Annotated in this window: 13 protein-coding genes; 7 read left to right on the top strand and 6 right to left on the bottom strand. The window is 63.7% G+C overall.

Annotation, left to right across the window (positions count from 1 at the left end):
- Positions 1-306 precede the first annotated feature (306 nt).
- Positions 307-2,118, top strand: coding sequence for an adenine deaminase (gene ade, locus NKH21_RS25540; protein ID WP_352868256.1), 1,812 nt, complete (start codon positions 307-309; stop codon positions 2,116-2,118).
- A 235-nt stretch (positions 2,119-2,353) separates the two neighbouring features.
- Here the strand turns inward: ade and NKH21_RS25545 are convergent, their stop codons facing one another.
- The 3 genes from NKH21_RS25545 to NKH21_RS25555 form a co-directional block, all read right to left on the bottom strand.
- Positions 2,354-3,517: an alpha/beta hydrolase gene (locus NKH21_RS25545; protein ID WP_352868259.1), complete on the bottom strand. Its 1,164-nt coding sequence runs from the start codon at positions 3,515-3,517 to the stop codon at positions 2,354-2,356.
- Positions 3,518-3,649: 132 nt separating this feature from the next.
- Positions 3,650-4,723: an alpha/beta hydrolase gene (locus NKH21_RS25550; protein WP_352868261.1), complete on the bottom strand. Its 1,074-nt coding sequence runs from the start codon at positions 4,721-4,723 to the stop codon at positions 3,650-3,652.
- A gap of 103 nt (positions 4,724-4,826) precedes the next feature.
- The gene (locus tag NKH21_RS25555; RefSeq protein ID WP_352868263.1) at positions 4,827-6,221 is read right to left on the bottom strand and encodes a hypothetical protein; all 1,395 of its coding nucleotides are present in this window, start codon (positions 6,219-6,221) and stop codon (positions 4,827-4,829) included.
- Between the two features lie 126 nt (positions 6,222-6,347).
- On the opposite strand from NKH21_RS25555, the gene ilvA reads away from it, so the two are divergent.
- Together ilvA and NKH21_RS25565 are read left to right on the top strand one after the other, a co-directional pair.
- Complete coding sequence (ilvA, locus tag NKH21_RS25560; protein ID WP_352868265.1) at positions 6,348-7,604, top strand: threonine ammonia-lyase IlvA; 1,257 nt, start codon at positions 6,348-6,350, stop codon at positions 7,602-7,604.
- Positions 7,601-8,173 carry a DUF1697 domain-containing protein gene (locus NKH21_RS25565; protein ID WP_352868268.1) on the top strand — a complete coding sequence of 191 codons (573 nt, stop codon included), beginning with the start codon at positions 7,601-7,603 and terminating at the stop codon, positions 8,171-8,173. Before ilvA ends, NKH21_RS25565 begins: the two co-directional genes overlap by 4 nt.
- Positions 8,174-8,179: 6 nt before the next feature.
- Here NKH21_RS25565 and NKH21_RS25570 read toward each other — a convergent pair whose 3' ends face one another.
- Positions 8,180-8,473, bottom strand: coding sequence for a DUF2218 domain-containing protein (locus NKH21_RS25570; protein WP_352868271.1), 294 nt, complete (start codon positions 8,471-8,473; stop codon positions 8,180-8,182).
- Between the two features lie 78 nt (positions 8,474-8,551).
- Positions 8,552-8,992 carry a lactoylglutathione lyase gene (gene gloA / locus NKH21_RS25575; protein ID WP_023674793.1) on the bottom strand — a complete coding sequence of 147 codons (441 nt, stop codon included), beginning with the start codon at positions 8,990-8,992 and terminating at the stop codon, positions 8,552-8,554.
- A gap of 215 nt (positions 8,993-9,207) precedes the next feature.
- Between gloA and NKH21_RS25580 the strand changes: the two genes are divergently transcribed.
- The 4 genes from NKH21_RS25580 (at position 9,208) to NKH21_RS25595 (ending at position 11,681) form a co-directional block, all read left to right on the top strand.
- Positions 9,208-9,804: a cold-shock protein gene (locus NKH21_RS25580; protein ID WP_502903448.1), complete on the top strand. Its 597-nt coding sequence runs from the start codon at positions 9,208-9,210 to the stop codon at positions 9,802-9,804.
- 19 nt (positions 9,805-9,823) lie between these two features.
- The gene (locus NKH21_RS25585) at positions 9,824-10,387 is read left to right on the top strand and encodes a DUF192 domain-containing protein (RefSeq protein ID WP_352868275.1); all 564 of its coding nucleotides are present in this window, start codon (positions 9,824-9,826) and stop codon (positions 10,385-10,387) included.
- Between the two features lie 20 nt (positions 10,388-10,407).
- The gene (locus NKH21_RS25590; protein WP_352868277.1) at positions 10,408-11,175 is read left to right on the top strand and encodes an alpha/beta fold hydrolase; all 768 of its coding nucleotides are present in this window, start codon (positions 10,408-10,410) and stop codon (positions 11,173-11,175) included.
- 134 nt (positions 11,176-11,309) lie between these two features.
- On the top strand, positions 11,310-11,681 hold the full coding sequence (locus NKH21_RS25595) for a hypothetical protein (protein ID WP_352868280.1): 372 nt from the start codon (positions 11,310-11,312) through the stop codon (positions 11,679-11,681).
- 46 nt (positions 11,682-11,727) lie between these two features.
- Here the strand turns inward: NKH21_RS25595 and NKH21_RS25600 are convergent, their stop codons facing one another.
- Positions 11,728-12,342 (bottom strand): HD domain-containing protein, encoded by a 615-nt coding sequence (locus NKH21_RS25600; protein WP_352868282.1) that lies wholly within the window; start codon positions 12,340-12,342, stop codon positions 11,728-11,730.
- Positions 12,343-12,490 lie beyond the last annotated feature (148 nt).

Raw genomic sequence — 12,490 nt, forward strand, 5'->3', positions numbered from 1 at the left:
ATGCCCCCTAAGTCTCTCAGGCTTTTTCGCGTGGGCCTGTAGTTGTTATAATGATACTGGGGGGACGGCGTTATTTTAACGCCCCCCCCGCGGGCCTGTTCGCGCCCACCTCTCCCCCGCTTCGCGGTGGGCGAGGAACCCAAGTCTTGAGAGGTCGGCGCCCGACCCCCTCTGTCGCCTTCGGCGACATCTCCCCCACTTTGGGTCCCCTTTTGGGGGGAAATGGCAGTTTCGCCGTCCGCGCTTACTTCCTCGCTGGTCAAAATCCTCGCGGCTTGGCACAGTCGGACAAAGAGGAGCCTGTTGATGCCGAAGACCGCCAGTGCGACGAAACCAAAACCCTGGGCCGAGATGGCGACGCATCTGGTCGATGTCGCCATGGGCCGCAAACCCGCCGATCTCGTCATCCGCAACGGGCGCTGGGTCAACGTTCATTCCGGCGAGATCATCGCCGGCACAGACATCGCCATCGCCGGCGGCCGCTTTGCCTATTGCGGGCCGAATGCCAGCCATGCCATCGGCCAGGGCACCAAGGTGGTCGATGCCGGTGGCCGCTATCTGGTGCCGGGGCTTTGCGACGCGCATATGCATGTCGAGAGCGGCATGGTGACGGTGACGGAATTCTGCCGCGCGGTGATCCCGCACGGCACCACCTCGATGTTCATCGATCCGCATGAGATCGCCAATGTGCTCGGCCTGCCGGGCGTGCGGCTGATGCATGACGAGGCCGTCGCCATGCCGGTCAACGTGCTCGTGCAGATGCCGTCCTGCGTGCCCTCCGCCCCGGGGCTCGAGCATGCCGGCGCCGAGCTGACCGTCGCCGACGTTGCCGAGGCGATGACCTGGGAGAACATCATCGGGCTCGGCGAGATGATGAATTTTCCCGGCGTCGCCGCCAACGATCCGGTGATGTCGGGCGAGATCGCCGCGACGGTGAGGGCCGGCAAGACCGTCGGCGGGCATTATGCCTCGCGCGATCTGGGCCTGCCGTTCCATGGCTATGTCGCCGGCGGCCCGGAGGATGACCACGAAGGCACGCGCGCCGAGGACGCCATCGCCCGCGTCCGCCAGGGCATGAAGGCGATGCTGCGGCTGGGCTCGGCCTGGTACGACGTGGCATCACAGATCAAGGCGGTGACCGAGAGCGGCCTCGACCCGCGCAACTTCATCCTGTGCACCGACGACAGCCATTCCGGCACGCTGGTGCACGAAGGCCATATGGACCGGGTCGTGCGCCACGCCATCAGCCAGGGCTTGAAGCCGGTAACCGCGATCCAGATGGCGACGCTCAACACCGCCCAGCATTTCAAGCTGGAGCGCGAAATCGGCTCGATCGCGCCGGGTCGGCTCGCCGATCTGCTGATCGTCTCCGACCTCGCCGAAATGACCATCGACGAGGTCTATGGCCGCGGCGTCAGGCTGGCCAAGGGCGGCAAGCTCGAGATCGACATTGCGGCCTACGACTATCCGAAGACAGCGAAAAACACCGTCAAGCTCGGCAAGAAACTCAAACCCGGTGATTTCGACATCGCGGCACCCATGGGCGCCAACGAAGTGCGGGTGCGCGTCATCGGCGTCATCGAGAACCAGGCGCCGACGCGGGCGCTCGAGGCCGATCTGCCGGTTGAAGAGGGGCTGGTCGCCATGGACCGCCGCAACGACGTCTGCCAGATAGCGCTGGTCGAGCGCCACAAGGGCACCGGCGGCGTCACCAACGCCTTTGTCTCCGGCTTCGGCTATATCGGCGACTGCGCCATGGCCTCCAGCGTGGCGCACGATGCCCACCACATTATCGTCGTCGGCACCAACAAGCAGGACATGGCGCTGGCCGTGAACCGGCTGGGCGAGGTCGGCGGCGGCGTTGTGCTGTTCTCCAAGGGTAAGGAGCTGGCGCTGGTCGAAATGCCGATCGCCGGGCTGATGTCGGACGAGCGCGCCGAAATCGTCGCCGCCAAGGCGGACAAACTCAGCGATGCCATGCGGCAGATGGGCTGCTCGCTGAACAACGCCTACATGCAGCACTCGCTGCTGGCGCTGGTCGTCATCCCGGAGCTCAGAATTTCCGATGTCGGCCTGATCGACGTGACGACGTTTCGGAAGGTCGATCTGTTCGTTTAGCGCCGTCGTGCGGAACTTTTGAGGCTGGAGGGACAGCGCCCCCCTCTGTCCTGCCGGACATCTCCCCCACGAGGGGGGAGATCGGACGTCACCTCGGTTTTCGCCAATCTTCCTCGTCGCAAAAATTGAGCAGAGCGCTGAAGCTGCCAATCTCCCCCCAAGTGGGGGAGATGTCCGGCAGGACAGAGGGGGGCGCGAAGGATTGCTACTTATGCCCGGCAGCCCACGCCGTTGCTCACCCGCCGGTGGCGATGGTCAGCACCTTGAACGGCGTGGTGATGACGATCTCGGCGACCGAGCCGACGGCCTTGCCGAGGCCCTGGCCGAGATTGTCGAGCTGGGCCGGCGCGGTTTCTTCGGAGGCGAGGCCCGCCGGGGCGCGCAGGCGGTCGCCGAGCAGCTGCACCAGAAACGGGTTGTCGGCGAACTTGGCGTGGTTCAGCCGGTCGCCGCCCTTTGTCTTGGTCAGGTCGACCACCGAGACGCCATAGCTGGCGAGGTCGGCCGCGTCGCCATAGTCGCCGACGCGCGGCTTGTCGCCGGAGATCATGGTCGACAGTCTGAGCGCCCGGTCGTCGCCCGAAAGCAGCACGGCGAACGGCTTGTCGGGCTTGCCGTAGCGGATCATCTGCTTCTTGAACACGTCGACGTCGATGTCGGGCGAGGCCAGGATGACGTAGCCGAGCTTGCCGCCGAGGTCGCGGTCGCCGGTGATGGCAAGCTGGCGCAACGCTTCCATCGTCACCCAGGTCCCCATCGAATGGGCAATGATGTCGATGCTCTTGGCGCGGCTCTTGGCGAGCATGCGCAGCGTCGCTTCGAGATCGTCGCGCGCCGCATTGGCGCTTTCCTTGTCGTAGATGTAGCCGGTCGTCTTGCCGCTCGATGCCCACGAAAACAGCACCGGCGTTCCCGGGTATTTGGTGTCGTGCGCGATCTGCGTCAGCCGGTAGATGCCGTCGTCGAAGCCGTTGTTGAAGCCGTGCACGAAAACCAGCGCGCGGTCGCCGCGCATCGCGATGTCGGCGCCGACCGCCTTGGCGAATTGCGGGGCGCCTTCGTAGAAGGTGACGCCGGTCGCCGTGAAATCCTTCGCCGGATTGCTGTTGGCCGAGCCCTTGACCCGCTCGATGGCGCCGAGCTGGTGGATTTTGGGCACCGTCACCTCGACGCTGGCAAAGCTGGTGGTCGGCGAACGGTCGCCGTCGAACACCTGCCGGGGCTCTTTCGTTGCCCTTTGCCGGGTTGTGGCGACGAAGATCTTGTGCGTTGCCGCAATGTCGGAAGCAGGTACGGTGATCGTCGTCTTGTTGAGCAGGTCATGCGTGTTCTGGCCGGCGCAGCCGGTAACCGCGAGCGCGAACGCAACGACGAGAAAGATCTTCGAAGGCACGATCACGCGGGCTCCCGCAAAGGCGACGTCGAGCCGGAGACGTCTTGGCCTATTCGATAGAGGCAGAGGCCGGCACGGTCCAGTTCAAACTGTCCCGATGGCGCGGCAAGGGTCAACAATGACGGCCGTGCAATGCAGCTATTGTCCGACCGAGGCGATGCGGTCTGTCACTTCGCGGTCACTGGCAAACCCGTCATCCTCGCGCAGCTTCTGGCCGATCAACTGCACCAATTCCGGATTGTCGGCGAATTTGGTGTGGTTGAAGCGGTCGGCGCCCTTGACGCTGGAAAGGTCGACGACCGACACGCCATAGCTGGCGAGGTCGGCAGCATTCTTGTAGTCGCCAACGCGCGGCCGCGAACCGGCGATCAGGCCCGATAACCTTAGCGCCCGGTCGTCGTCGGAGAGCAGCAGGATGAACGGCTTGTCCGGCTTGCCGTAGCGGCGCATCTGGCTCTTGAACACGTCGACGTCGATGTCGGGCGAGGCCAGCACGACGTCGCCGAGCTTGCCGCCGAGATCGCGGTCGCCGGTAATGGCGAGCTGGCGCAGCGCCTCCATGGTAACCCAGGTCCCCAGCGAATGGGCGACGATGTCGATGCGCCGCGCGCCGGTCTGCGCCAGCATTCTCAAGGTCACTTCCAGCTGGTCGCGGGCAACGCTGGCGCTTTCCTTGTCGTAGACGTAGTCGGTGGTCTTGGCGCCCGACGCCCAGGAAAACAGCACCGGCGTGCCCGGATAGCCGGAATCATGGGTGATCTGGGTGACGCGGTAGACGGCGTCGTCGAAGCCGGTGTTGTAGCCGTGGACGAAGACCATGACGCGGCCGCCGCGCGCCGCGATGTCGGCGCTGAGCGCGCTGGAGAATTTCGGCTGGGTGTCGTAGCCGACGACCTCGGAAGCCATGAAGTATTTGGCCGGATCGTCCGACTTGCCGCGCGAGCGCCGCTCGATCTGGCCTGTCTTGTGGATGCCGGGGACGGTGACGTTGACGCGGGCATAGTTCAGCGTCGCCGACCGCTCGCCGTCGAAGACCTTGTTGGGATCGTCGGAGCGCTTGCGCGTGGTGGCGATGAAGATCGAGTGGTTGCCGGCGATTTCCGTCACCGGCACCGCCATCATGGCGCTGCCGAGCAGTTCCTCGGTTTGGCGGCCGCCGCAGCCGGCGAGCAGCGCGGCAAGAACAATGATGCAAATTGTCTTCAAGGGCACTTAAGCAATTCCACTCCGGCCTAACCAAAGGCCCATCCACCTCCGCCGCACCTCCCGGACAGGCGAAGTGCGGCAGAAGTAAGTCGCAGGCGCCGAAATGCGCTCAGCGCCTCGCGACTGCCATCGCACTGTTGCGCGAAAGCCAGAACGGCGGCAGGAAGGCCGGAATGTTGGAAAAGGGCAGCACTTCCGGCTTCAGCCTTATGCCGAGCACGTCGGTCATGAAGGCGCGGCGCGCCTCGATGCGGCGCCAGGCTTCAGGATAGCGCGCGGCGATCTCTTCGCGCAGCGCCTCGTCGGCCAGCGCGATGCCGTCCTCGATGTTGGTGGTGAAGTAATCGGTGCCGGTCGCCGGGATGATGTCGACCTGCAAGGCCATGCCCGACTTCAACCTGATGTCGGAGCCGGAAAATACCGGCGAATGCATCCATTCGTCGATATGGACGAGATGGCCGGGATTGAGCGACACGCCAAAGAACGGATCGCCGATGCGCTTGTGCACCGCTTGCCACAACGCGCCGCCGGGAACGCCGATGCCGACCGTCTCATACCAGTCGACGACGGCGCAGAAATAGGGCGCGACCAGCCTCTCGACATAGTCCTGGATGCCCCTTGGAAGCTCGGCCGCGTCCTCGACCAGAAAACCGGCGCGGGCGTTGAGTGAGCCATGGATGCCATAGGCCATGGTGATCGGGTCGCCGCGCTTGATGACGTCAAGACGCGGGCTTGGCAGGCCATAGGGCGCCCGCCTGCCGGCCGACAGCATCGGGTGACAGCATTGCGGCAGGCCGTTGATGCCCATCAGCCGCGCCGCCTGCAATTCGGTCATGCCGGGTTCGATGCCTTGCAGCACATTGCGCAGGCCTTGCGAGGAATAGGTCGCGGCGAATTCGAACGCCGCCAGCTGGTCGGCCTCGTTGATGGCGCGCAGGCCGTCGGCAGGGTTCATCAAAAGGTTCGCCGCGTTGACGACCACGCCCCTATCGCCGGCAAGGCTGCGCAACGTGTCGGCGATGAAGGACGGCAGGTCGAGCGTCGTTTCGCCAAAACCGACATCGCCGGGGCCGAACGGCTTCCAGCCGATGGCGCCGATGCGCAGGCCGGCTTTCAGGCCGCAATCCACGAGGATGTCGGCCAGCGCTTGCGAGCGGTCGCGCGGCTGCGCCGGCAGCGAAAACGTCTGGTAGAGCACGCGCTCGTACGGCCCGTCGCAGATCTCGGCATAGCCCCAGCCCTCATTGCCGACCAGTAATTTCGGCGGCTTGCCGGCAACGATGACCAGCAGCGTCTCCTCGAAGCGCGGATCGTAGCCGCAGAGATAGGCGACATTGGCCGCATGTTCGCGGTCGCCATAGACGACGAAGGCATCGAACCCGCCGCGCGCGACCAGTGCCGCTATGCGGACCTCATAGGTGGCGCGCGTAACCAGCGGCATCACCGTCGGCTCGCCGAACTCTGGCAGCGACACGGTTTTCTGGGCCACCGATGCGACAGGCATGAACAGACGCTCCTAACGGCCAACGCGGTTTTGGGAATACCCTTTCGGGGTGGCCGGACAATGGCTTCGCGAGGCCGGATATGCAATAGCGGGACCGAATTCGGCTAGCTGTGGGGTGCTCTTGCCATGACCAGTTTCTCCTCTCGCGTCGCTGCCGCCGCTGCCGCGATCCGCGAGATCTTTCCGGAAACACCGCTGCAGGAAAACGACTATCTGTCGAAGAAGACCGGCGCGCGGGTGCTGCTGAAGCGCGAGGACCTGACGCCGGTGCGATCCTACAAGATCCGCGGCGCCTTCAACTTCTTCCGCAAGACGCTCGCCGCCGGCAACGCTGCCGAGCTGTTCGTCTGCGCCTCGGCCGGCAATCACGCGCAGGGCTTTGCCTTCGTCTGCCGCCATTTCGGCAAAAAGGGCGTCGTCTTCATGCCGGTGACGACGCCGCAGCAGAAGATCGACAAGACGCGGCTGTTCGGCGGCGAATTCGTCGAGATCAGGCTGGTCGGCGATTTCTTCGACGACTGCTACCGCGCGGCACTCGAATTCACCGAGACTGCCGGCGCACACATGGTGCCGCCTTTCGACCACAAGGACATCATCGAAGGGCAGGCGACCGTCGCCTACGAGATATCGGGCCAGATGCCCGGCGCGCGCATGCCGGATATGGTCATGCTGCCGGTCGGCGGCGGTGGCCTGGCCGCCGGCGTCACCCATTATTTCGCCGACCAGCAGCGTGAAACACGCTTCGTCTTTTGCGAGCCGGCCGGCGCACCGAGCCTGAGCGAGAGCCTCGCCACCGGAAAGCGGGTCAAGCTCGCCAAGGTCGACAATTTCGTCGACGGCGCGGCGGTGGCCGAGATCGGCCGCGAGCCGCTGCGCCACCTCAAGGAGTTTGCCGCCGATACCGTGCGGCTGATCCCGGAAAACCGGCTCTGCGCAACCATGATCGAAATGCTCAATGTCGAAGGCGTCGTGCTGGAGCCGGCCGGCGCGCTGGCGATCGACGCGCTCAAGGATTTTTCCAGGAAGGAAATCAGGGGCAAGACCATCGTTGCCGTGGTGTCAGGCGGCAATTTCGATTTCGAGCGGCTGCCCGATGTGAAGGAACGGGCGCTGCGCTTCGAGGGCTTGAAGAAATACTTCATCATCCGCTTTCCGCAGCGGCCCGGCGCGCTGCGCGATTTCCTCGAATTGCTAGGTCCCGACGACGACATCGCCCGCTTCGAATATCTGAAGAAATCGGCGCGCAATTTCGGTTCGGTGCTGATCGGCATCGAAACCAAGGACCGCCGCAATTTCGACCTGCTCAAGGCGAATTTCGATGCCGAGAGCGTCCATTACCAGGACATCACCGACAACGAGACGCTCGCCGGGTTCATCATATGAGCAGCAACGATCTTCCGAACGCTCCGGCGAAGGTTTTTATCGCGCTGTTTTCCGGCATCAACGTCGGCGGCAACCGCATCGTCAAAATGGCGGAACTCAGGTCATTTTTCGAGCAGCTCGGCTTCTCCGATATCGCCACCTATGTGCAGAGCGGCAACGCCGTCTTCCGGTCGCCAGATTGCGATGCGGCGATGCTGACCAGGCGGTTGGAAGCGGAATTCGAGAAGAAATGGGGGTTCCATTCGCGCATCATGGTGCGCGATCTCGGCTGGCTCGAGCGGCTGGCGGTGGACAATCCCTATCCGGAAGTGGCCGGCGAGCCGACGAAGCTGCACGCCTATGCGCTGGAGCGCCAGCCGACCGCCGAGGAGGTCGCCCGGCTGGCGGAAAAATGCACCGGGCCCGAACGCTTCGAGGTCAAGGGCGACGTGCTCTACCTGCATGCGCCTGACGGGCTCGCCAAATCGGTGTTTGCCAATCTCATCCCGCGGGTTCTGAAGGTGCCTGGCACGGCGCGCAATTGGCGCACCGTGCTGATGCTGCTCGAGATGGCCAAGGCCGGCGGTTGAGGTCGTCTACGCGGCCGGAGCGCGTTTCCAGTCGAATGCCAGCTCTTCACGGAAGGCGAAGCGCTTGATGTGCTCGGCAACGACCGTTTCCAGGCGCTCGAGCGAGCCGGCTTCATCGGTCGTCACCGCAATGTGCAGCGCAGCCTGGTCGGCATCGAGAACCGTGCGGCCGAGCGTCAGATCGATAGTGCCGTGGTTCGCGTCGAATTCGACTGGAAACTTGTGCGCCCAATGTTTGCACAGCTGCTGCAGATAGCGGCTGGCATGTTCGGTGGCGACGTCGACATGGCTGGTCGGCATGAATGAATTCTCCTGGGGAATGCGGACGCGAAAACTGAACCAGGGCCCGTCGACGTCCGTTCAAGATGGCGTGATCGGCTACCAGCTGCCGGTGTTCGGCATCGACGCCCACGGCTCGGCCTTCGGCTTTGCCGGACCTTTCTGCAACAGCTCGATCGAGATGCCGTCCGGCGATTTGACGAACGCCATGTTGCCGTCGCGCGGCGGCCGGTTGATGGTGACGCCATTGTCCATCAGCCGCTGGCAGGTGGCGTAGATGTCGTCGACCTCATAGGCGAGATGGCCGAAATTGCGGCCACCCTTGTAGTCTTCCGGATCCCAATTGTAGGTCAGCTCGACCAGCGGCGCCTTTTCGGAGATGCCGCTCTGCTCGTCTTCGGGCGCTGCGAGAAAGATCAGCGTGTAGCGGCCTTGCTCGTTTTCGTGGCGGCGCACTTCCTTGAGGCCAAGCTTGTTGCAGTAGAAATCGAGCGAGGCATCGATGTCGGCGACGCGGACCATGGTGTGCAGATAGCGCATGATTTCCTCCTTATGTTGCGTTGCGGCGCAACATAGGGGCGGCCCGGCCAAAGGGCAATCGGCCGCGCTTGCCGGCGCCGGCAAACGGCAAATCTGCTATTCCTGTATGGAACCGTGAAAAAAGGCACGTCAGGTCTTGCACACACCGGAAGCCGCGGTGTTAATCTGATACCAAGAATCAGTTGCAGTGTTTCTTGAAAAAAGGGGGCGTTCTTATGGGGGAAAAGGCCTCTTTCATGGGGCGGGACGGGGCCGGTAACGATGCGTTGAAGCGGGATGAGAGCGCCGATACGGCCGATCTCGTCGAAATCGCCGGCGCCATCAAATGGTTCGACGTGGCCAAGGGCTACGGTTTCATCCTTCCCGATGATGGTACTTCGGGCGACATCCTCCTCCATGTGACATGCCTTCGAAAGGACGGTTTTCAGACCGCCCTGGAAGGCGCCCGCGTCGTCTGCCTGGTCAAGCAGGGCGAGCGCGGGCTGCAGGCCTTCCGCGTGCTCTCGATGGATGTCTCCACGGCGGTGCATCCGGCGGAGATGCAGGAGCAGCGCACCCATGTCGCGGTGACGCCGGAAAGCGGCCTCGAACGGGCGCTGGTCAAATGGTTCAACCGCACCAAGGGGTTCGGCTTTCTGACCCGAGGTGAGGGCACCGAGGACATTTTCGTCCACATGGAGACGCTGCGCCGCTACGGCATCACCGAACTCCGGCCGGGCCAGGTGGTGCTGGTCCGCTTCGGACGCGGCGACAAAGGCCTTATGGCTGCCGAAATTCACCCCGATATGGGTACCTTGCCGGTCTCGCATTAGTTCCGGTCGAGGATTTCATATGGCTCACAGGAACCGGCTGACGGCGGGCGCGCTATGCGCCGGGATTTTCCTCATCGTCGCCGCAAGTGCGTTCTTCTATTTTCAGCAACCGAGTTCGGCCGACGGCAAGGCGATGATCCTTCCCGTCGATCCGGTGCCGCTGGTCGCGGTGACGAAGGCCGGCGAGCGTTCTTTTTCCGTCGAAATCGCCGACACGCCCGCCGAGCGCGAGGCTGGGCTGATGTTTCGCCGCCACATGGCCGACAATCACGGCATGCTGTTCGTCTTCGGTGCGCCGCAGGATGTGAGCTTCTGGATGAAGAACACGCCGATGCCGCTCGACCTGATCTTCGTCGGCCAGGACGGCCGGATCCGGGCGATCAAGCAAGGCGAGCCGCAGTCGGAGGCGATCATCTCGCCGGACGAGCCGGTGCGCTTCGTACTCGAGCTCAAGGCAGGCACCGCCGCCAAAAAGGGCCTTAAGGACGGCGACCTGCTGCGCCATCCGGCCATCGGCACGGCGCCCGGGCCGGCCATGCCGCCGCCCGACAAGGGCGATGCGCCGAATGTCGATTCCGACTGAACGGGCAGGATCTTCGGCCGATGCAGTTCTTCTCCCATGACGGTTTCGACCTTGCTTTCCTTGACCGCCAGCCGGCATCGGGGCAGGGCGATCCGATCCTGATGATCCACGGCTTCGCCTCGAGCCATTACGTCAACTGGGTGTCGCCCGGCTGGTTCAAGACGCTGAACGATGCCGGCTACCGTGCCATCGCCTTCGACAATCGCGGCCATGGCTCGTCGTCAAAGAGCTATGACGAAGCCGACTACACGCCGGCAAAAATGGCGTCGGACGCGGCAGCGCTTTTGAACCATCTCGGCATCGAACGCGCTCATGTCATGGGTTATTCGATGGGCGCGCGCATATCGGCCTTCCTGGCGCTCTCCGACCCGGACAAGGTGGCGACGCTGGTCTTCGGCGGTCTCGGCATCGGCATGGTCGACGGCGTCGGCGACTGGGATCCGATAGCCGACGCCCTCCTGGCCAAGGATCCCGCAGGCACCAGAGACCCGCGCGGCCGCTCGTTCCGCGCCTTCGCCGACCAGACCCGCAGCGATCGCCGGGCGCTCGCCGCCTGCATCGCCACCTCGCGCGAATTGCTGAGCGAGGCCGATCTTGCCCGCATTGCCCAGCCGACGCTGATCGCCGTCGGCACCAAGGACGACATCGGCGGCTCGCCGGATGAACTCGCCGCGTTGATGCCCAACGCCAGGGCCTTTCACATCAAAGGTCGCGACCACATGCTGGCGGTCGGCGACAAGACCTTCAAGCAGCGCGTGCTGGAGTTTTATGCCGAGCATCCGCTTTGATGGATGGCTCCCCAAAGGCGGCCATTGGGCCTGAAGCTGGGGTTCTTAGCGGTTTTGCAACGATACAGGACTAAATAAGCGTGACGCGCGGATCGGTTCAACTCCGCCACGCGCTAAACAGGGTTGGGGGTACGATGGTACAATGGGGAAGAAGCGACGCCGCTTTGCCGGGCGTCGTTACGAAAAGCACGTTCGGCGAATGGTCCGTTGTTCTAGCGCTGGCCGCATTGGCGACAGGGGCGATTGCGATCACCGCGTTGATAGCAATGCCGAGCGACGCCTCCCCACTGCTCCAGAACAGTGCGACGGGCTTCTTCGCTGCGGTATTTTTCCTGGCCGGGCCTTTGGCACATCTTACCGGCGCGGTCTTCGGGCTGATGGCGCTTGGGCGCCCAAACGACAATCGTGTGCTCGGCCTGGCTGGCATCGTGATCAACGGCGCGTCGCTGGCGGCCGGGGTGTTCATGCTGTGGGCAATGGCATCGACTTTTGGCGCATTCACCTGATCTCATTTCGGGCAAATCTCCGGACGCAAGCGGCCGACGCGTCGGGCTATGATCCGCCTTGGTCATTGCCAAGCGCCTTGAGCGACCGCGCCATGTTTTGCCGGGCCTGGGTTTCGAAGCGCAGGCGGAATTCTTCGCTATGGAAGATATGCGGGCGGGCGAGGAAGCCCTTCAGGACTGTGGCACGGCCGGCCCGCCACATCGGCTCATCGACCCACTGATATTCGCGGCGGACCGCCTGTTCGTAAGCGTCGAACACGTCAGGCGCAGCACCCAGGATCGCCAGGTCCATGTCGAGGAACAGCGCCGCGTCACGAACCGAATGCTGGTCGCCAAGGGGCGGCAATTCGTGGCCGGCGGTCGCAGTGATCATCGCCGCGATGCGGCCGATGCGTTGTGCGTCGGCGCGGCCGGCGAGCTTCTCCACGGCAAGTGCAGCGCTCCTCGCCTCATTGTCCTTGCCGCGGCTGTCGTAGATCGCGTCGTGGAACCAGATCGCCGCTTCGACTGCTTCAGGATCATGCAGCAACGCCCTGTAATCATTGGCCAGCGCCAGCATCGCCTCGATGTGGCCGAGGTCGTGGTAGTGGCGGTCCCCGGCCTTGTAGAGCGCGGAAAGCTCGCGCTTCAGGGTCTCGTCCATCAAGGTTGCGTTTTCCATGACTGCTTGAAATTCCGCCAACCAAATCCATTTGACGAAGCACTAAGGAAAATTGAGTTCACCCGTGCTATGATCTGGCTTATAGGTGCGGCCGGAGAATAGGCAAGCCGCCAAGCCGAGACATTGGATGGCCGAGACATTGGATGGC

The organism is Mesorhizobium sp. M1329, from assembly GCF_040318035.1.
In the GTDB taxonomy this organism is placed as follows: Bacteria; Pseudomonadota; Alphaproteobacteria; order Rhizobiales; family Rhizobiaceae; genus Mesorhizobium.